General features: G+C 62.4%; 13 protein-coding genes. 11 read left to right on the top strand and 2 right to left on the bottom strand.

Annotated features, from left to right (window positions below; translation table 11 throughout):
* Positions 1-121: 121 nt before the first annotated feature.
* The 4 genes from cysK to BM019_RS05000 all read left to right on the top strand — a co-directional run bounded on the left by cysK (position 122) and on the right by BM019_RS05000 (position 4,125).
* A complete protein-coding gene (cysK, locus tag BM019_RS05015; protein WP_007926882.1) occupies positions 122-1,096 on the top strand; it encodes a cysteine synthase A in 975 nt (324 codons plus the stop codon).
* Positions 1,097-1,357: 261 nt separating this feature from the next.
* On the top strand, positions 1,358-2,296 hold the full coding sequence (locus BM019_RS05010) for an aspartyl/asparaginyl beta-hydroxylase domain-containing protein (RefSeq protein WP_009042631.1): 939 nt from the start codon (positions 1,358-1,360) through the stop codon (positions 2,294-2,296).
* A 345-nt stretch (positions 2,297-2,641) separates the two neighbouring features.
* The gene (locus tag BM019_RS05005; protein ID WP_092417760.1) at positions 2,642-3,505 is read left to right on the top strand and encodes a DMT family transporter; all 864 of its coding nucleotides are present in this window, start codon (positions 2,642-2,644) and stop codon (positions 3,503-3,505) included.
* Between the two features lie 233 nt (positions 3,506-3,738).
* A complete protein-coding gene (locus BM019_RS05000) occupies positions 3,739-4,125 on the top strand; it encodes a hypothetical protein (protein WP_092417759.1) in 387 nt (128 codons plus the stop codon).
* Between the two features lie 179 nt (positions 4,126-4,304).
* On the opposite strand, the gene BM019_RS04995 is transcribed toward BM019_RS05000, so the two are convergent.
* Together BM019_RS04995 and BM019_RS04990 are read right to left on the bottom strand one after the other, a co-directional pair.
* Positions 4,305-8,048 (bottom strand): autotransporter domain-containing protein, encoded by a 3,744-nt coding sequence (locus tag BM019_RS04995; protein WP_092418005.1) that lies wholly within the window; start codon positions 8,046-8,048, stop codon positions 4,305-4,307.
* Between the two features lie 712 nt (positions 8,049-8,760).
* Entirely contained in the window at positions 8,761-9,675 is a 915-nt protein-coding gene (locus tag BM019_RS04990; RefSeq protein WP_092417758.1) for a DMT family transporter, read from the bottom strand.
* A 200-nt stretch (positions 9,676-9,875) separates the two neighbouring features.
* Between BM019_RS04990 and aceK the strand changes: the two genes are divergently transcribed.
* The 7 genes from aceK to BM019_RS04955 all read left to right on the top strand — a co-directional run bounded on the left by aceK (position 9,876) and on the right by BM019_RS04955 (position 20,922).
* Positions 9,876-11,597: a bifunctional isocitrate dehydrogenase kinase/phosphatase gene (aceK, locus tag BM019_RS04985; protein WP_062823316.1), complete on the top strand. Its 1,722-nt coding sequence runs from the start codon at positions 9,876-9,878 to the stop codon at positions 11,595-11,597.
* Positions 11,598-11,819: 222 nt separating this feature from the next.
* Complete coding sequence (gene hrpA, locus BM019_RS04980) at positions 11,820-15,731, top strand: ATP-dependent RNA helicase HrpA (RefSeq protein ID WP_092417757.1); 3,912 nt, start codon at positions 11,820-11,822, stop codon at positions 15,729-15,731.
* A gap of 331 nt (positions 15,732-16,062) precedes the next feature.
* A complete protein-coding gene (locus BM019_RS04975) occupies positions 16,063-17,184 on the top strand; it encodes a beta-ketoacyl-ACP synthase III (RefSeq protein ID WP_092417756.1) in 1,122 nt (373 codons plus the stop codon).
* A gap of 65 nt (positions 17,185-17,249) precedes the next feature.
* Positions 17,250-17,864, top strand: coding sequence for an RNA polymerase sigma factor (locus BM019_RS04970; RefSeq protein WP_007926857.1), 615 nt, complete (start codon positions 17,250-17,252; stop codon positions 17,862-17,864).
* Positions 17,858-18,091: an anti-sigma factor family protein gene (locus BM019_RS04965; protein WP_092417755.1), complete on the top strand. Its 234-nt coding sequence runs from the start codon at positions 17,858-17,860 to the stop codon at positions 18,089-18,091. Before BM019_RS04970 ends, BM019_RS04965 begins: the two co-directional genes overlap by 7 nt.
* A 952-nt stretch (positions 18,092-19,043) precedes the next feature.
* Entirely contained in the window at positions 19,044-20,387 is a 1,344-nt protein-coding gene (locus BM019_RS04960) for an OprO/OprP family phosphate-selective porin (protein ID WP_092417754.1), read from the top strand.
* Positions 20,388-20,622: 235 nt separating this feature from the next.
* Positions 20,623-20,922 (top strand): hypothetical protein, encoded by a 300-nt coding sequence (locus BM019_RS04955; protein WP_092417753.1) that lies wholly within the window; start codon positions 20,623-20,625, stop codon positions 20,920-20,922.
* Positions 20,923-21,271: the final 349 nt, after the last annotated feature.

Raw genomic sequence — 21,271 nt, 5'->3', positions numbered from 1 at the left:
CCAGCCATGTGCCTTATAGCGATTGACTCCCCGGCATCGCAGTCGTTCGTCCCGACTGGACGCTCATGGGTGCGAGGCATACCCTTGAAGACTTCCTTTCACGCTGTACAAGGACCCAGCCATGAGCCGCATTTTCGTTGACAACGCCCATTCCATCGGCAATACGCCGCTGGTGCAGATCAACCGCATCGCGCCCCGCGGCGTCACCATCCTGGCCAAGATCGAAGGACGCAACCCGGGTTATTCGGTGAAGTGCCGGATCGGCGCGAACATGATCTGGGACGCGGAAAGCAGCGGCAAACTCAAGCCGGGCATGACCATCATCGAGCCGACCTCGGGTAACACTGGCATCGGCCTGGCGTTCGTCGCCGCGGCCCGTGGCTATAAGTTGGTCCTGACCATGCCGGCGTCGATGAGCATCGAGCGACGCAAGGTGCTCAAGGCCCTGGGGGCCGAACTGGTGCTGACCGAGCCGGCCAAGGGCATGAAAGGGGCGATCGAGAAGGCCGCGCAAATCCTCGCCAGCGACCCTGACAAATACTTCATGCCGCAGCAGTTCGATAACCCGGCCAACCCGGCGATCCACGAGAAAACCACGGGTCCGGAAATCTGGAATGACACCGATGGCGCCGTGGACGTGCTGGTGGCGGGCGTCGGCACCGGCGGCACCATCACCGGGGTTTCCCGCTACATCAAGAAGACCCAGGGCAAACCTATCCTGTCGGTGGCGGTGGAGCCGAGCGTCTCGCCGGTGATCACCCAGAAGCTGGCCGGCGAAGAGATCAAGCCCAGCCCGCACAAGATCCAGGGCATCGGTGCCGGTTTTGTGCCGAGCAATCTCGACCTGTCGATGGTCGACCGGGTCGAGCTGGCGAGCGACGAGGAATCCAAGGCCATGGCCCTGCGCCTGATGCAGGAGGAGGGGATCCTCTGTGGCATCTCCTGCGGCGCGGCGATGGCGGTGGCGGTGCGCCTGGCGGAAACCCCCGAGATGCAAGGCAAGACCATAGTGGTGGTGCTGCCGGATTCGGGTGAACGTTATCTGTCGAGCATGCTGTTCAGCGACCTGTTCACCGAGCAGGAGAACCAGCAGTAAGGCAGTGGGAAGCTGATCGCCGGCAGGCTCCGCAGGAGCCCGCTTGCCGGCGATCGAAGGCGTGCAGGGCATGTTGCATGGGTACTGATCTGCATCAGCTGGCGTTCAGCTGGCGTGTGTTAATCAGCGTTTTATTGCACGACTGTTAACACTGATTGTCGGTTTGTGCGGGTTTTTCCAGGGGCCAGGAGTGTTTATCATGGCCGGCTGCCATGCCGGATGAATGCTGCCCCGCCGGTAATTATTTCAAGGAGATATTGCATGAGCCTTTCGTTTGCCGCCAAGTCAGCGGTGTTGCTGCTATTCATCGGCAGCACTCTCTACGTGCATTTACGCGGCAAGGCTCGACTGCCGGTGCTGCGTCAGTTCGTCAACCATTCGGCGCTGTTCGCTCCTTATAACGCCTTGATGTACCTGTTTTCCGGTGTGCCTTCCAAGCCCTATCTGGACCGCAGCAAGTTCCCCGAGCTGGATGTGCTCAAGGATAACTGGGAAGTGATCCGCGACGAAGCCATGCATTTGTTCGACGAGGGTTACATCCGCGCCGCCGAGAAGAACAACGACGCCGGTTTCGGTTCGTTCTTCAAGAAGGGCTGGAAGCGTTTCTACCTCAAGTGGTACGACAAACCGCTGCCGTCGGCCGAGTTGCTGTGCCCGAAGACCGTTGAACTGGTCAGCCGCATTCCCAACGTCAAGGGCGCGATGTTCGCCCTGCTGCCCGGTGGCAGCCATCTGAACCCGCACCGCGATCCGTTCGCCGGTTCCCTGCGTTATCACCTGGGCCTGTCCACGCCGAACTCCGACGACTGCCGGATTTTCGTCGACGGCCAGGTCTACGCCTGGCGCGATGGCGAAGACGTGATGTTCGATGAAACCTATGTGCACTGGGTCAAAAACGAGACCGACAAGACCCGGGTCATTCTGTTCTGCGACATCGAGCGCCCGCTGAGCAACCCGCTGATGACCCGCATCAACCGCTGGATCAGCGCCTGGCTGGGGCGTGCCACCGCGCCGCAGAACCTCGACGACGAGCGCGTCGGCGGGATCAACCAGGCCTATGCCTGGAGCAAGCGTTTCAGCGACCGCATCAGTGGCGTGGTCAAGCAATGGAAGCGCCGCAATCCGAAGCTCTACCGCGTCATGCGTCCGGTGCTGGCGGTGGTGGTCCTGACCGCCCTGGGTTACTGGCTGTTCGGATAAGGCGTTGCAATGAATATCGGGCGCTGGTTATAGTCAGCGCCCGGTGCATCAGAAGATTCACCTTCCACTTCAGAAAGATCAGCACATGCCTCATTCCCTCATCAACGCGGTAGTCGATTCAGCGGTCAACGCTGGCGTCGTGCCGTGCGGGAACCCGCAGCCTGTGCAGATCAGTCATTACCCCCCACCTGTCAGTAGCACGCCGGTGTGCGCCGTCGTATCGCCGCCGGGCGTCGTCGTACGGGGCTGATCGGCAACCTCTGCTGTTGCCCGCGCCCGCCAGAAAAAACTACTGAATTTCAGCCTCGGCTGAGTTGGCTATTTGCCTGATGACAGGTGGTATTCATGTTGTTCATATCGAAAAAGTCCGCGCTTGCGGCGGCTTCCACGAGCCTGTTCGTCCTGCTCTGGAGCAGTGGGGCGATCTTCTCCAAATGGGGGCTGGCCCATGCCTCGCCCTTTGCCTTCCTGTTGTTCCGTTTTGCCATCGCCCTGTGCGGGCTGGTGCTGTTGATTCCCCTGCTCAAGCTGCGTTTGCCCCGCGGGCGCAAGCCGATGCTGTACGCGGTGGCCACCGGGCTGGTGTTGCTGGGGGCATACCAGATCTTCTACCTGCTGGCCCTGGACCTGAAGGTCACCCCCGGAGTGATGGCCACCATCATGGGAGTACAACCCATCCTTACCGTGGTGATCATGGAGCGTCAGCGCTCCTGGAGCCGGATGTTCGGCCTGGCGCTGGGTTTGGCCGGGTTGATCATGGTGGTGTACCAGGGTATCGGCCTGGCCGGCATGTCGCTGGCCGGGATGCTCTTCGGCCTGCTGGCCCTGGTGAGCATGACCCTGGGCTCGATCATGCAGAAGCGCATCAGCGACAACCCGCTGGGCACCCTGCCGGTGCAGTACCTGGCAGGGCTGTTGCTGTGCGCGCTGTTCGTGCCGTTCCAGCCGTTTCACTTCGAGCACAGCGTCGGCTTTATCGTCCCGGCGCTGTGGATGGGGCTGGTGGTCTCGGTGCTGGCGACCTTGCTGCTGTACCGGCTGATCGCTCGCGGCAATCTGGTGAATGTCACCAGCCTGTTCTACCTGGTACCGGCGGTGACGGCCGTGATGGACTATCTGTTCTTCGGTAATCGGCTGGCACTGCTGAGCGTGCTCGGCATGCTGTTGATCATCATCGGGTTGGTGTTTGTGTTCCGCAAAAACAGCTGATTCATGAGGGCCGGGCGCAGCTTTCGACTTGAGCGAGGGCTGCGCCTTTTTTTTGCCTGGGCGCACCCTTCAGATTGGGCAGGGCCGGTCGATAATAATGATGGCTCATTGCCATTAATTTGCGTTCGCTTTTACCCTATTTATTGATTGCTTGGGAATAAGACAAACCTTAAAAATTAAAGATTTCTTCTACACTGACGACATACTCTTCAGGCCCAATGGAGATAGTCAGAATGAGTAGCAAGCTGGTTTTGGCAGGTGTCGGCATGTTTCTAGGTTTGAGTGGAATCTGTTTCGCAGCCCCTCAAAGCATCCAGGGAACGATTTATTTTCACGGCAGCATCGTCGAGGAACCTTGCACGCCAAGCTCGACTGCCCAAGGCGGGGCGGCGTTGAGTCTTCGCCAGTGCCCGCAGTTTTCCCGCGGCAACGACATTCGTGTACACGGCGTCGGCCCATCGAGCTCGGTGACGGCCATCGGCAAATCGCCAGTCAACGTCAAGCTGGTCACGGACAGCGGCAAGGAAGGGCGCTACTACGATCAGCAATATGCGCTGATCGATGATGCGGGCAAACCGGTCAACTCGGGGATGTATCTGATTACCTTGACGTCGCCATAAGTCAGGTATAGGCCAATGCCCGGCGCTAGAGCGCCGGGTATTGAATGACCGTCACGGATGCCCCCCGTTGTTGCTGGAGGCATGCCTTGACGAAAGACAAAAAAAGACCGGCAAGTATGCCTTGCCGGTCAAATCACGACACGGCGCGGCGTAGCCGCCGCACCGTGGTCAGGGTGGGGTCAGAAGCGGTAGCTGGCGTTCAGGCTCAGGCCATGTTCGCTGGCACCGCTGCCCAGTTGCCCGTTGTAGGCGGCGCCCAGGCTCAGCTCGGGAGTCACCCGGGTTTCCACTCCGGCTTCGACCACCGCGCTGTTGCGCGAGTAGGCCGCACCTTCGATACGGAACGCATCGCTGCCGTCGAAACGGTAGGTGTTGGACGGCGTGATGCCGTTCAGGGCGTGTTTCCAGCCGGCGCTACCGAACACGGTGAGCAACTTGCCGTTGTCCAGTTGCTTGTCGGCGCTGGCGCGCAGACCCAGGGTGGAGAAGGTCTGCTCGTCCGACGCGTGCTTGGCGCGCAGGGCCGCAGGGCCGCCACTTTCCTTGAAACCTTCGCTCTTGACCTGCACATAGGCCAGGTTGGCGAAGGGTTCCAGCTGTACCGAAGGGCTGAGGTCGAAGCGCCGGCCCAGTTCGCCGAAGGCTTGCAGGGTGTTGGCGTCATGCTTGGACTTCAGGTGGTCGCTGTAGCCGGCGAAGTTCACCGAACGCTTGGCGTCGATCCGGCTCCAGGTGTACGCCATGCCGCCGCGCAGGTCGAAGCCGCTGACCTGTGTTCCGCCATAGACACCCAGGTGGATGTTGTCGTTGTCGCTCGAGGAGTCGCGTGACGAGCTCTTCAGTTCGGTGCGGCTGTAGCCGGTCAGCACGCCGACATGGCCGCGGTCGCCGACCGCGGTATCGACACCAGTGAGCAAGCCCTTGGTGTCGCTGCGCAGGTTGGCGGTATTGCTGTCGCCCTTGACTTCGCCCCAGTTGCCCAGCGTGGTGATCCACGGGGTCAGGCCGGAGTGAGTGTCGCTCGCGGTGTCACGGGCCTTAGCGGCAGCCGCCGAGCGCAGGCGGGTGTTCGCCGCGTCGCGAACCAGGCGGCTGTCCTGGACCAGCGCCGAACGGGTGGAGTTGTGGAACTCGCCGGACAGTTGGTCGAAGGCATCGCGAGCCTGGTGGTCATCGGGCAGGTAGGCGATGGCCTCGAACAGTTTGTTGTGTACTGGTGGCGTCAGCGCCGGCACGGCCGCGCCTTTCAGGCTTTGTGCCGCGGTGGCCGTGGCACGCTGGTTGGGGGTGAAGGCGGCTTCCTGGAACAGGCGCGTCTGTTGCACATCCAGGTAGGCGTTGTGGCTGTCGTAGTTGTCCACCACGTCATAGAAGGTCGAGACCCAGGTATCGCCCGTCAGCTTGTAGCGCCCGTTCAGGCCTTTCTCGGTCGCCAGCACCAGGTAGCGACGGTCCAGCTCGTAGCGTTTGCTGTCGAGTTTGTCCGCTTTGATGATGCTGCCGTCCTCGAGCCGCGCCGCGCCGTTCACCAGCAGCCGGTCGTTGGCCCCGGTACTCAGCAGTTCGGCGTGGAAGGTCGAACCGTTGTGCTGGTCGAGGTCGCCGGCCAGGGTCAGGGTGCCGATGGAGTTGCCGGGAGCGATGGTCGCGCCTTTGTGCAGGGTGACGTTGCCGACCTGGCCGTTGCCGGCCAGGGTTGCGCCGTCATACACGTCGGTCGAGCCGCCGAGCTTGCCATTGACGGCCAGGATGCCCGAATCGACGTAGCTGCGGCCGTGGAAGGCGGAGCTGTCGCCGCTCAGTTCGGTGCGCCCGGCGCCGCGCTTATAGAGCGTACCGGTGCCGGAAAGGGCGCCGTCGAAGCGGTAGTCGTTGGCACGGTTGAACACCAGGCTGCCAGGTGCGTCGATCTGCACATCGCCAAGAATCGAGCCGCTGTTGCCGCCGTTCGCGCCGGCACCCAGTTGCAGGGTGCCATTACTGATCAGCGTGCCGCCGTTGTAGGTGTTTTCGCCGGTGAGCACGGTGCTGCCTGTGCCGCGCTGCTCGACCGAGCCGCTGCCGTAGATGACGTGGTCGTACTGGTACTGGTTGTTGCGGTCGAACACCACCTGGCCATCGTTGCCGATATCGCTGAGCACTTCACCTTGGCTGCCGTTGAAGGCGCCGATGTGCAGGCTGGCGTTCTGGTCGACCTGCACTTGCCCGGCCATGCGGTTGTTCAGCAGCAGTTCGCCGCCCTTGACATTCAACTGGCCGGTGAAGCCGCTGGAGTCACCGTTGAACACGGTTTGCCCGGCGATGTGATTGACGTGGCCCTGACCTTCGAAGCCGGCATCGAACTGGTAGTTTTGGTCGTTGTGGTTGAACTGGACCAGGCCCTGGCCCTGGCCGAAGACCACGCGCTTGGCTTCCAGGCTGCCCGCGCCCTTGGCGTCGGCGGCCTTGTCGCTGGTCGCTCCCACATAAAGAGCGGCATTGGAGGTGCCGTCGGCGGCGATCCGCAGGATGCCGCTGCCGACTTTGGCCACGCCCTGGTTGGCGAGCACCAGGCTGGCATTACCGCCCTGGCCCACGGTCAGGTCGCCGAGGGTTTCCCAGAGGCTGCCCGCGCCGTCGATGCTGGCGCTGCCATTGGTGCCCTGGTTGGCACCGATGATGCTGTCCTGGCTGGTGACCTGGCCGCCGTTCTTGATTTCCACGGTGCCGTTGCCGGCGCCGCCAACCAGCAGCGTCTTGTCGGTGGACAGCGTGCTGTTGTCGACACTGAGCGTACCGCTTGAGCCTTTGTGTGCACCGAGGACGGTGTTGCCGCCGGTCTGCACTTTGGCGCCATTGGTGAGTAGCAGCGAGCCGTTGCCGGACTGGCCGACGATCATGTCGCCCAGGGTCTTCCACAGGCTGTCGGTGCCATCGAGGCTGGCGCTGCCATTGGAACCCAGGTCGGCGGCGATGATGCTGTCCTGGCTGGTGACCTGGCCACCGTTCTTGACCTGCAGGGTGCCGTTGCCGGCGCCGCCGACGATCAGGGTCTTGTCGGTGGACAGCGTGCCGTTGTCGACGCCGACCGTACCGCTACCGCCTCTGAGCGCACCAAGGACGGTATTGCCAGCGGTCTGCACCTTGGCGCCATTGGTGAGCGACAGCGAGCCGTTGCCGGACTGGCCGACGATCATGTCGCCGAGGGTCTTCCACAGGCTGTCGGCGCCATCGAGGCTGGCGCTGCCATTGGAACCCAGGTCGGCGGCGATGATGCTGTCCTGGCTGGTGACCTGGCCGCCGTTCTTGACCTGCAGGGTGCCGTTGCCGGCGCCGCCGACTACCAGCCGCTTGTCGCTGGTCAGCGTCGAGCCGCTGTCGACGATAAGGGTGCCGGAGGCACCGCGGTCTGCGCCGATCAGGGTGTCGCCCTGGGAGCGGGCCTTGGAGCCGTTTTTGAGGGACAGGTCGGCCGATCCGCCTTTGCCGACGATCAGGTCGCCGCCGCTGTTCACTGTCGCGCCGTTGTTGAAGGTGGCCTTGCCCGTGGAGCCCTGGACGGTGCCCAGGGTGAAGCTGTCACCGATGTTTAGCTTGCCGTTGGCGCCGACATTCAACTGGCCCAGGCCATTGTTGGCGGTGCCGACGTTCAGGCTGCCGACCGTTCGCGCGCTGTCCAGTTGCGCGACCTGGTTGTTGCGCCCGGCGAGCGGTCGGTCGATGTTGACGACGTCATTGCTGGCGGGAGCGCCGTTGCTCCAGTTGCCACTGTTTTCCCAGGCGTTGCTGTCGTCGACGCGATAGGGATTGCCGTCCTGGTCATAGGCAATGTGATGCGCGTCTCCGGTCCAGTTCGTCGTAGCGAGTACGGCCGGGGCGAAGGAGCTCAACGCCAGTGCGACGGCGAGCGCGGTGCTGGAGGGTCTGAAGCTGTGGGGTGTCATGGTTTTCTTTTCCAAGGCGGTGCCTGTGTGGTCGGAGGGGTGGAAATGGCGTTGAGTGCGCTATGGATCAGCGGCGCGCGCCGGGGGTTGAAAGCGTTCGATGGCTGCACAGAGGCGCGAGGCGCTTCCTGGCCGGGAGAGGAGTTTTCTGGCTATGAAGTGCAATAGGACCGGTGCTGTAACAGTGCGGCCTGAGTGATCTGTTCATAAGCGTTGAATAACTGATCAAGTTGTCCGGGGAAGTTGTGAACGGGCCGGTAACTTAATAAAGAAGAAGGCGGGAATATACGTAGGGAGAGAGGTTGGGAACTTTTTTTAAACTTTTCAGAAATATCTTTATGGTGATCGAGAATAATCTTTGTTGGTTGTGGTTAGTTCGTTGTTGTTATCAGTGGAACTGTCTGGCGCGGGCTTCTTTTGCGAATTGTGTTCAAGTTTTATGGCGTTTGGACGAGGGGGGTAAAGAAGGGGGTAAAAAATAAAGACGGCGGGGTAATGGTTTTTTTGCTTGAAGGGATGTTTTTGTCGAGAGATCAGTATTTGTTTTTAGAAGGCGATGATTTTTTATTGTTTTAAGTTCTTTTGCCGAGGGGCGGAAGTTACGGTGTCCGATATGCGGTTCGATTCTGCTCAAGCCTGATCGAGACTGTCATGCAAGTGGCGAGCGCGCCCATGTTTCAGGACCGCTCGCAATGCCGGGGAATCGACGCGATCAACGATCCGCCAGTTCCCGGGGCGAGGCGACCCGGGCCCCTGGCTTGAGGACCAGCCACAAGGCCGCGGCGATCAGCACGCCGCCATACAGGTGAGCCATGGACAGCGGCTCGTCCAGCAGCAACGCGCCCCACAGCACCCCGAACGGCGGGATCATGAAGGTCACGGTCATGGATTTGACCGGGCCGATCGAGCTCAGCAGGCGGAAATACAGGATGTAGGCAAAGGCGGTGCAGGCCAGGCCCAGGCCCAGCAACGACAGCCAGACGCTCCAGCCGCCCCAGCTGGCGGGCGGCTGGCTGATGGCGCTGTAGGCGAAGATCGGTAGCAGGAACAGGCTGGCGCCGAGCATGCTGCCCAGGGCCGAGAGGCGACTGTCGAGGCCGCCGGCCTGGTCCAGCCAGCGCCGCGCGAGGAAGCCGGCGAAGCCGTAGCAGGTGGTGGCGAGCAGGCAGGCCAGCGCGCCCAGCAGCAGTTCCAGGTCGAATGCCATGGGGCCGGCACGGGTCAGGATACCCACGCCGAACAGGCCCAGGCTGACCCCGGCGATTTTTGGCGGGGTCAGTTTTTCATGGAAGAACAACCCGCCGATCAGCACGCCCATCAACGGCGTGGTGGCATTGAAGATCGCCGAATAGCCAGCCGGCAGCACCAGGGCCGCCACCGAATACATAGTGGCGGGGATGCCGGAGTTGATTACGCCGAGCAGCAGCACGGTCTTGAACTTGCCCTGGAAGTCCCAGCTGATGCGCATCAGCGCGAGGATCACCAACAGGCCGGTGGCGGCGATGGAGACACGAAAGAAGGCCGTGGGAATGCTGCCGATCACTGGAGCGATGATGCGCATGAACAGAAAACTCGCGCCCCAGATCGCGGCCAGGGACAACAAACGCAGGGTATCGACAAGTCTCACGGCGCAACTCCTTTTAATAGGCCGTTCAACGGCCCTTTTTTCAGCAGGGCGAGAGTGTTGCCGAGAGATAGGGCGCGGGCAATCGCTATCTTGCGGTTGAATGGGCGGCCGCCTTCGCTATCTGCGCAAAATTGCACTTCTCCTGTACCCGGTTCACTGGCTAAGCTCAGGCCTTTCCGAATTCCCGTAGAGGTCTCACCATGCCGCAGAAATGGCCCGCCGCCGATATCGCTCGAACGATCCTCGATGGCTTCGACGATTACCGCGAGCATTTTCGCCAGATCACCGACGGTGCCCGGGCGCGCTTCGAGCAGGCGCAGTGGCAGGAGGCGCAGACCGCCTCGGCGGCACGGATCAACCTGTACGAGGAAAAGGTCAGCGAGACCGTGGAGCGGCTGCGCGCGACCTTCGACCTGGAGACCCTGCTCGACGTCAATCAATGGCCGCTGGTGAAAAGCGCCTATATCAGCCTGATCGACCTGCGCTTCGACGATGAGCTGTCCGAGACCTGGTACAACTCGGCCTTCTGCGGCCTGTTCAGCCATGACCTGATCAGCGACGGCTGCATGTTCATCCACACCACGCGGCCGAGCCTGCGCCGCGCCCGGGCCGCGCAGACCCGCACCTACCGGCCGCAAGGTCATCTGTCGACGATGCTCGAACAGATTTTCGTCGACTACAGCTTCAGCGAAGCCTACGCCGACCTGCCCGGCGACCTGCGGCGCCTAGAGTCGCAGCTGCGGGAGAACCTGCCGGACTGGGTGTGCAAGGACCCGGAGCTGGCGGTGGAGTTGTTTTCCTCGGTGCTGTACCGCAACAAGGGTGCCTACCTGGTGGGCCGCATCTACACCCATGACGAGCAGTGGCCTCTGGTGATTCCGCTGCTGCACCGCGAAGGGCGGGGGATCCAGATCGACGCGCTGATCACCGACGAAGCCGATGTATCAATCATCTTTTCCTTCACCCGCTCCTATTTCATGGTCGACGTGCCGGTGCCGGCGGAGTTCATCGGTTTCCTCAAGCGCATCCTGCCGGGCAAGCACATCGCCGAGCTGTACACCTCCATCGGTTTCTACAAGCACGGCAAGTCCGAGTTCTACCGGGCGCTGATCAACCACCTGGCCAACACCGACGACCAGTTCATCATGGCCCCGGGCGTGCGCGGCATGGTCATGAGCGTGTTCACCCTGCCGGGCTTCAACACCGTGTTCAAGATCATCAAGGACCGCTTCTCGCCGTCGAAAAACGTCGACCGCGCCACGGTGATCGAGAAGTACCGCCTGGTGAAAAGCGTCGACCGGGTCGGGCGCATGGCCGATACCCAGGAGTTCGCCGATTTCCGCTTTCCCCTGGGCAAGTTCGATCCGGCGTGCCTGGCGGAACTGCTGGAAGTCGCGCCGTCCACGGTGTCGGTGGAGGGCGATACGGTGCTGATCCGCCACTGCTGGACCGAGCGGCGCATGACCCCGCTCAACCTCTACCTGGATAACGCCAACCCGGCCCAGGTGCGCGAGGCGCTGGAGGACTACGGCCTGGCGATCAAGCAACTGGCCGCGGCCAACATCTTTCCCGGCGACATGCTGCTGAAGAACTTCGGCGTCACCCGCCATGGCCGGGTGGTGTTCTACGACTACGACGAGATCTGTTTTCTCACCGAAGCCAACTTCCGCCACATTCCGGCGCCGCGTACCCCGGAGGACGAGATGGCCTCCGAGCCCTGGTATTCCATCGGCCCGCTGGACGTGTTCCCCGAGGAGTTCCCACCGTTCCTGTTCGCCGACGCCGGGCAGCGCAAGCTGTTCGACCAGTTGCACGGCGAGTTGTACAACGCCGATTACTGGAAAGGCCTGCAGGACGCCATTCGCGCCGGCAAGGTGATCGATGTGTTCCCGTACCGGCGCAAGGACCGGGACAGCGAATAAGCCAGCGCCGCGCGCCCCTGTAGCCGCTGGCTAAGCCTGCGTCCGAGGACGAAGTCCTCGCAAAACCGCTGCTCGCAATACATCAGCAATACGCGGGAAGCAGGTTTACGGCGGCTTCGCAACCGAACGCAGGCTGCGCCAGCGGCTACAAGGATCTCGTTCGCTCGTTAAATCTGCGACAATCCGCCCCCTGCATAAATTAAGACGACCCTTGCGTACCCGATGACTTCCGAATCGCCTGCAATCGACCAACTGCTGAAAAACCTCGACCACGCCATGCTCGCCGACCGCCACCGGTTGCGTCGGCAACTGCTTGAGCTGCGCAAGAAGCCCGACGAGGCCAAGCTTGGGCAGTGGGTCGAGCGCATGCAGGCGTCCTGCGCCCAGGTGCTGACGCGGCGCGCCAGCGTGCCGTCGATTCGCTACGACGACAGCCTGCCGATCGCCGCCAAGCGCGACGAGATCAAGGCGGCGCTGCAAAAGCACCAGGTGCTGATCATCGCTGGCGAAACCGGCTCGGGCAAAACCACCCAGTTGCCGAAGATCTGCCTGGAAATCGGTCGTGGCCAGCACGGCCTGATCGGCCACACCCAGCCCCGGCGGATCGCCGCGCGCAGCGTCGCCAGCCGGGTCGCCGAAGAGCTGGCGACGCCGCTGGGTGCCCTGGTGGGGTATCAGGTGCGCTTCGAAGACCAGAGCGATTCCAACACCCTGATCAAGCTGATGACCGACGGCATCCTGCTGGCGGAAACCCAGAACGACCGCTACCTGGAACGCTACGACACGATCATCGTCGACGAAGCCCACGAACGCAGCCTGAACATCGACTTCCTGTTGGGCTACCTGAAGACCCTGCTGCCGCGGCGTCCGGACCTCAAGGTCATCATCACCTCGGCGACCATCGACCTGGAGCGCTTCTCCAGGCACTTCGACGACGCGCCGATCGTCGAGGTCTCCGGCCGCACCTTCCCGGTGGAAACCTGGTACCGCCCGCTGACCCTGGAGCAGGACGAAGAGGGCAACCGGGTCGAGGACGACCTGACGGTGGACCAGGCGATCCTCGCCACCCTCGATGAAATCGCCGCCCATGAGCGCAGCGAGCGCCGCAGCCCGGGTGACGTGCTGGTGTTCCTGCCGGGCGAGCGGGAGATTCGCGACGCCGCCGAAATGCTGCGCAAGGCCCAGCTCAAGCACACCGAGATCCTGCCGCTGTACGCGCGCCTGTCGCCGGCCGAGCAGCAGCGGATTTTCCAGTCGCACCCGGGCCGCAGGGTAGTGCTGGCGACCAACGTCGCCGAGACCTCGCTGACCGTGCCGGGCATCCGCTACGTGATCGACAGCGGCACCGCGCGCATCAGCCGCTACAGCTACCGGGCCAAGGTCCAGCGCCTGCCCATCGAGGCGATTTCCCAGGCCAGCGCCAACCAGCGCAAAGGCCGCTGCGGCCGGGTCGAGCCGGGCATCTGCGTGCGCCTGTACAGCGAAGAGGATTTCAACGGCCGTCCGGAATTCACCGACCCGGAAATCCTGCGCACCAACCTGGCGGCGGTGATCCTGCAGATGCTCCATCTGCGCCTCGGTGAAATCACCGCGTTCCCCTTTATCGAGCCGCCGGATGGCAAGGCCATCAGCGACGGTTTCAACCTGCTGCAAGAGCTCTCGGCGGTGGACCGCAACAGCCAGCTGACACCGTTGGGCCGCCAGCTGGCGCGCCTGCCGGTGGACCCGCGCATGGGCCGCATGCTGCTGGAAGCGGCGAAGCTGGGTAGCCTGCAGGAAGTGCTGATCGTCGCCAGCGCCATGTCGATCCAGGACCCGCGCGAGCGGCCGCCGGAGCGCCAGCAGGCGGCCGACCAGGCCCACGCGCAGTGGAAGGACGCCGACTCGGATTTCGCCGGGCTGGTCAATCTGTGGCGCGGCTTCGAAGAGCAGCGCCAGGCGCTGACCGCCAGCCCGTTGCGTAACTGGTGCCGCAAGAATTTCCTCAACTACTTGCGCCTGCGCGAGTGGCGCGACTCCCATCGCCAGTTGAGCCTGATCTGCCGCGACCTGCAATTGAGCCTGAACAAGGAGCCGGCCGATTATCCGAAGCTGCACAAGGCGGTGCTGGTCGGGCTGCTGAGCCAGATCGGCCAGAAGACCGAGGAGGGCGACTACCTCGGCGCCCGCCAGCGGCGCTTCTGGATTCACCCGTCGTCGGGGATCGGCAAGAAGCGCCCGCAATGGCTGATGACCGCCGAACTGGTGGAAACCACCAAGCTCTACGCGCGCATGGTGGCGAAGATCGACGCCGACTGGATCGAGCCGCTGGCCGGGCACCTGATCAAGAAAAACCACTTCGAACCCCATTGGGAGAAGAAGCGTGGGCAGGTGGTGGCCTACGAGCAGATCACCCTGTTCGGCCTGATCGTGGTCGGCCGCCGCCCGGTGCATTACGGCCCGGTGGACCCGGTGGTGTCGCGCGAGCTGTTTATCCGCGAAGGCCTGGTGCGTGGCGAGATCCAGTCGAAAGCCAAGTGCCTGAGCGCTAATACGCGGCTGCTCGAGCAGCTCGACGAACTGGAAGCCAAGGCCCGGCGCCGCGACATCCTCGCCGACGAGGAAACCCTGTTCGCCTTCTACGACGCGCGCCTGCCGGCGGAGATCCACCAGACCGCGACCTTCGACAGCTGGTACCGGGTGCATAGCCAGAAAGACCCGCAGTTGCTGATCATGCGCGAGGAAGACGTGCTGGCCCGCGAGGCCAGCGAAGTCACCGCCATGCAGTACCCGGACACCCTGCAGATCGGCGATCTGGAACTGGCCCTGAGTTACCACTTCGAGCCCAACCATCCACGAGACGGCGTAACCCTGCGGGTGCCGGCGCCGCTGCTGCCGGCCTTGCCCGCCGAGCGCCTGGAATGGCTGGTGCCGGGGCTGGTGGAAGCCAAGTGCATCGCCCTGGTGCGCAACCTGCCCAAGGCGCTGCGCAAGAACTTCGTACCGGTGCCGGACTTCGTCAAGGCGGCCCTGGCGCGTATCGACTTCGCCCAGGGCTCGCTGCCCCAGGCCCTGGGCCGCGAACTGCTGCGCATGACCGGGGCGCGGGTCAGCGACGAGGCCTGGGCCGAGTCGGCGCAACAGGTGGAAAGCCACCTGCGGATGAACCTGGAAATCGTCGATGCCCAGGGCAAGTTTCTCGGCGAAGGCCGCGACCTGGCCGAGCTGACCGCGCGTTTCGCCGAGGCCAGCCAGGCCGCCCTGGCCGTGCCACAAACCGCGAAAAGCCAGCAGCCGGTGGAAGCCAAGGTGTTCGCCGCGGTGGCGGAGAAAACCCAGCAGAAGATCGCCGGGCTGTCGATGACGGTGTATCCGGCGCTGGTAGAAGAAGGTGGGACCGTCAAGGAGGGGCGTTTCTCGACCCCGGCCGAAGCCGAGTTCCAGCATCGCCGCGCCTTGCAGCGCCTGTTGCTGCAACAGCTGGCCGAGCCGGCCAAGTTCCTGCGCAACAAGCTGCCGGGGCTGACCGAGCTGGGCCTGCTGTATCGCGAACTGGGGCGCGTCGATGCCCTGGTAGAAGACATCCTGCTGGCCAGCCTCGACAGCTGCGTGCTGGACGGCGAGGACAGCCTGCCGCGCGATGGCGCCGGCCTGGCCTCGCTGGCCGAGCGCAAGCGCGGCAGTTGGACCGAGCACGCCGAGCGCCTGGCGCGCCTGACCCTGGAGATCCTCAAGCTCTGGCATGGCCTGCAAAAGCGCTTCAAGGGCAAGATCGACCTGGCCCAGGCGGTGGCGCTGAACGACATCAAGTCGCAGCTAAGCCATCTGGTGTACCCGGGGTTTGTCCGCGAGACCCCGGCGCAGTGGCTCAAGGAATTGCCGCGTTACCTCAAGGCCGTCGAGTTGCGTTTCGAGAAACTCGGCAGCCAGGTGCAGAAGGACCGGGTCTGGAGTACCGAACTGGCCGGCCTGTGGAACCAGTACCAGGCGCGGGCGAGCAAACATGCCCAGGAAGGCAAGCGCGACCCGCAGCTGGAGCTGTACCGCTGGTGGCTGGAGGAATACCGGGTCTCGCTGTTCGCCCAGCAATTGGGCACCAAGGCGCCGATTTCCGACAAGCGCCTGAACAAACAGTGGAGCCAGGTGGAAGCCTGATGCGCTGTAGCCGCTGCCGCAGGCTGCGTAAGGCCCCGCAGGGGCCTCGAGGGCCTCAAGAGCGCGACCGCTTCGCGCTCGATCGCAGGCTTCGCCAGCGGCTACAGGATCGGCGATGTTGCGCCGATTACGCTTGCCGATGGGGCCAAACGCCGGCGTTTATGGCAAACTTCGCCGTTATAAATGCCGGCCCCGCGGTTTTGAGCGTTCGCCGCCCGGGCAAAGCGGAATAAAGCGATGTCAGGTCCTGTTCCGCCAGTCGGGATAGACCATTTACGGTTTGGTACGACGGTGCCAATACCTTCTGCCTGAACAGAATAGAGGAACGACCGTGCATAACGTCGTCATCAGCGGCACTGGCCTGTACACCCCGGCCAACAGCATCTCCAACGAAGAGCTGGTGGAGTCTTTCAACACCTACGTGCATCAGTTCAACGCCGACAACGCGCAAGCGATCGAGCGCGGCGAGGTTCAGGCCCTGACCGAATCCAGCGCGGCCTTCATCGAGAAGGCCTCCGGCATCAAAAGCCGCTTTGTCATGGACAAGGACGGCATCCTCGATCCGCAGCGCATGGCTCCGCGCCTGCCCGAGCGTTCCAACGACGAATGGTCGGTGCTCTGCCAGATGGCCATCGGCGCCGCCGAACAGGCCCTGCAACGCGCCGGCAAGACCGCCGCGGACATCGACGGGGTGATCGTCGCCTGCTCCAACCTGCAACGCGCCTACCCGGCCATCGCCATCGAAGTCCAGGAAGCCCTGGGCATCGCTGGTTTCGGTTTCGACATGAACGTGGCCTGCTCCTCGGCCACCTTCGGCATCCAGGCGGCCTGCAACAGCGTGCAACTGGGCCAGGCCCGGGCGATCCTGATGGTCAACCCGGAAGTCTGCACCGGCCACCTGAACTTCCGTGACCGCGACAGCCACTTCATCTTCGGCGACGCGGCCACCGCGGTGATCATCGAACGGGCAGACCTGGCTACCTCGCCGTACCAGTTCGACATCATCAGCACCAAGCTGCTGACCAAGTTCTCCAACAACATCCGCAACAACTTCGGCTTCCTCAACCGCGCCGCGGAAGAGGGCATCGGCGCGCCGGACAAACTCTTCGTGCAGGAAGGCCGCAAGGTGTTCCGCGACGTCTGCCCGATGGTGGCGGAACTGATCGCCGAGCACCTGCAGGAAAACCAGCTGAACGTCAGCGACGTGAAGCGTTTCTGGCTGCACCAGGCCAACCTCAGCATGAACCACCTGATCGTCAGGAAGCTGCTGGGCCGCGAGGCCACCGAAGAGGAAGCACCGGTGATTCTCGACACCTACGCCAACACCAGTTCGGCCGGTTCGGTGATCGCGTTCCACAAGAACCAGGATGACCTGAGCAGCGGCTCGCTGGCGGTGCTCAGCTCGTTCGGCGCCGGTTATTCGATTGGCAGTGTGCTTCTGCGCAAGCGTTGACAGTCTTATGGATCGCAGCCGCTGATTCAGCGGTTGCGATCCTGGATTCCGATTACGAGGCATGAATGTCCGCAGCTGACGACACGCAACTGCTTGAACGCCTGTTGGCCGGCGAGCAAAAGGCCTACAAGGAACTGGTCGGCACCTACCAGAGCGCCATGCGCGCCGTGGCCTACGCCATTGTCGGCCAGCGCCACGCCGACGAAGTGGTGCAGGATGCCTGGCTGTCGGTGGTGCGCAACCTGGCCGGTTTCCAGGGGCGTTCCAGCCTCAAGACCTGGCTGCTGACCATCACCGCCAACTCGGCGAAAAGCCGCTACAAACAGAACCGCCGCGAAGTCCTGCTGGATGACCTGCCGGCACCCCACGGCACTATCGGCGACGAGCGTTTTTCTTCCTCTGACGGGCACTGGCTGGTGGCGCCGTTCGCCTGGCACGCCGACACCCCGGAAGCCCTGCTCACCGAGGCCGAGCTGCGCGAATGCCTGGAGCACACTTTGCTGAGCCTGTCGGAACTGCAAGGCAGCGTGTTGACCCTGCGTGAGCGCCAGGGCCTGGAGCTGGAGGAGATCTGTAATCTTCTGGACATTTCCCTCTCCAATGTCCGGGTGCTGCTGCACCGGGCACGGCTGAAGATTTTTGCCACCGTGGAGCACTTCGAGGAGACCGGCCAATGCTGACCTGCAAGGAACAAGTGGCACGCACCAGCGACTATCTCGATGGTCAGCTGAGCTTTCGCCAGCGCCTGATCCAGCGCCATCACCTGTTGTTCTGCCCCAATTGCCGGCGCTTCCTGCGGCAGATGCGCCTGATGCAGGCCACCTTGCGCAAGATGCCGCAAGCGCCTGTCGCCGATATCGACGCCCTGGCCGAACGCCTGGCTGCCGAGCGCAAGCGCAACGCCTGATTCACCCGACCATCCTCCTGTAGCCGCTGAAGCCTCGAGGCCCTCAAGAGCGCGACCGCTTCGCGCTCGATCGCAGGCTTCGCCAGCGGCTACACCAACGCCTGCAAGTTGTACGAGTTCCTGTAGCCGCTGCCGCAGGCTGCGATAAGGCCGAAGGCCTTCAACGATCTTGAAGTCACTGCGGCCGCTTCGCGCTCGATCGCAGGCTTCGCCAGCGGCTACACCAACGCCTGCACGGTGTACGAATTCCTGTAGCCGCTGCCGCAGGCTGCGATAAGGCCGAAGGCCTTCAACGATCTTGAAGTCGCTGCGACCGCTTCGCGCTCGATCGCAGGCTTCGCCAGCGGCTACACCAACGTCTGCAAGGTGGACGAGTTCCTGTAGCCGCTGCCGCAGGCTGCGATAAGGCCGAAGGCCTTCAGCGATCTTGAAGTCACTGCGACCGCTTCGCGCTCGATCGCAGGCTTCGCCAGCGGCTACACCAACGCCTGCAAGGTGTACGAGTTCCTGTAGCCGCTGCCGCAGGCTGCGATAAGGCCGAAGGCCTTCAGCGATCTTGAAGTCACTGCGACCGCTTCGCGCTCGATCGCAGGCTTCGCCAGCGGCTACACCAACGTCTGCAAGGTGGACGAGTTCCTGTAGCCGCTGCCGCAGGCTGCGATAAGGCCGAAGGCCTTCAGCGATCTTGAAGTCGCTGCGGCCGTTCGGCCGATCGCAGGCTTCGCCAGCGGCTACAGGGTTTTCGTTTCCCCCCAAATACCCCGCCGACCGCTCTAGTACAGGCTTTTTGCCTTATTTCGTTTAGAAGTAAAAAAGTTCCGCTGTCATCAAATCTTTATCTATCGGCAACTCCCCTGAAATAACCCGCCGCCAAGATTCCCTCCCAACACAAGCGGGCCTGACTCGCGTGTTTTTTCCAGCGCTACAGACCACCAATTAGGGGAAATCTTCGATGATCCGTAAGCACTTCGCCGGTTTTGCCGCCAGCGCCCTGGCCCTGGCAGTTACCGCCCAGGCTTTCGCTGGCACCGTTACCACCGATGGCGCCGATATCGTAGTCAAGACCAAGGGCGGCCTTGAGGTCGCCACCACAGACAAAGAGTTCAGCTTCAAGCTCGGTGGCCGCCTGCAAGCCGACTACAGCCGCTTCGACGGTGTCTACACCAAGAACGGTGACACCGCCGACGCCGCTTACTTCCGTCGCGCCTTCCTCGAACTGTCCGGCGTGCTGTACACCGACTGGGCCTACACCATCAACTACGACTTCTCCCACAACACCGGCGACTCCGATAACGGCTACTTCGACGAAGCCTCGCTGGCTTACAACGGCTTCAAGCCGGTGTCGATCAAGGTCGGTCGCTTCGACCCGGACTTCGGCCTGGAAAAAGCCACCAGCTCCAAGTGGGTCACCGCGCCGGAACGTAACATCGCCTACGACATGGTCGACTGGGCCAACACCCACCAGAACGGTATGGGTCTGCAGGCTTCCAGCACCTTCGCCGATTCCTTCTATGCCTCGGCTGGCGTGTTCAGCAAGGACACCGACGACACCGACGGCGACAGCGTCAAGCAGGTCAACGGTCGCTTCGTCTTCGCTCCGATGCACGATGCCGGCAACGTCCTGCACTTCGGTGTGAACGTGGCTTCGCGTGATGTCTCCGACACCGCGTTCGACTCCCGTTATCGCACCCGCATGGGCATGCGTGGCGTCGAGACCCTGGGCGGTAACGATGCCGGTGGTAATGGCAACCGTCCGGTGCTGGGCGGCAGCTCCTCTTCGCCGGCCGGCTCCTTCGACCGTGACACCGCGCTGGGTCTGGAAGCCGCGTTCGCCATGGGCCCGGCCTCGATCCAGGGTGAATACATCACCCGCAAGACCAAGGCTGATTCCAACGCCTACGAAGATATCAAGGGCCACGGCTTCTATGTGCAGGGCGCTTACACCCTGACCGGCGAATCCCGCGGCTACAAGGTGGGCAAGTTCGACGCCATCAAGCCGGCTAACAAGGCTTTCGGTGCCTGGGAACTGTTCTATCGCTACGACAGCATGACCGTCGAAGACGACAACATCACCACCGCCAGCCTGACCCGCGACGTCGGCGATGCCGAAGTCAAGGTGCACAACCTGGGTGTGAACTGGTACGCCAACGAAGCGGTGAAAATCTCCGCCACCTACGTCAAGGCCAAGACCGACAAGGTTACCAACGCCACGGCCGCCAGCGGTGGTACTCCAGCCGCGCGTACCGGTGACGACGACGGCGACGGTTTCATCGTACGCGCGCAGTACGTGTTCTAAGGTTCATTTACCGCTGTAAAGAGCTCTTTCTCATCCGTTAAAGCTCCTTTCGTTTCAGCCCCGCTTCGGCGGGGCTTTTTTTTGCCTGTCCCTCAGACCGTGCTGGAGTGAATGTCGGCTACTGAAATTTAAGCGAATGCAGGCCTGAAGCTTACTAGGCCTGTCGAGAGCTGATTCAGCGAGTCGGCTACCGACAGTCACAGACACAATGGAAATGACATGCAAAGAATGGCGAATGACTATCGCACCGGGCCTCAAACCATTGCTGTGCTGGCAAACGGTGAAACCATCGGTAGGGACAATGCTGAAAGGTGACGTAGACATGCTGTACATCGTTAGTACCATCACGACTGATGGCAAGAAAATCGCTTTCGATCTGCGCGAACTTCTAGAACTAGCAGATGCTTTTGCAGGAGTGGGCCGCTCAAGGCATGTACGGCTATCTGCCTTTGCGGGTCGGGTCGCTATGAAATTTGCAGCCATGGACAAGTTCAATAAGCGGGTTGCGGCTATCGGCAACGAATTACCCCATTGACCACGGAAAAGTAGCCATGACCCATGTGTTGACCCAGGAACAGGAAGCCGAGAAGTAAGCAGGAAAATCAGACCATGCCACGTAAGAGCAAATACGGAGGTCACGTCTACAACCACAACAGCCACGGAACAATAGTTCAGAATCGTCCTACAGCCCTGACTGCGGAACCTTGATAGCCTCGCAAGGCCCTACAAAGGGCCATAGTTATCCATGGATCAGCAACGCAAGGATGATGAATGCTCTCTTCTGCTCGTCTGGGCGACAAACACGTCTGCCCACTTCCAGGTCATGGCACCACCTCGATTACCTCCGCTTCCAGTGACATAAACATCAACTTCATGGGTGCCGC

Source organism: Pseudomonas sp. NFPP07 (assembly GCF_900115645.1).
Classification (GTDB): Bacteria; Pseudomonadota; Gammaproteobacteria; order Pseudomonadales; family Pseudomonadaceae; genus Aquipseudomonas; species Aquipseudomonas chlororaphis.
The sequence above is the reverse complement of the archived record's forward strand: the minus strand, read 5'-3'. Positions and strand labels throughout refer to the sequence as shown.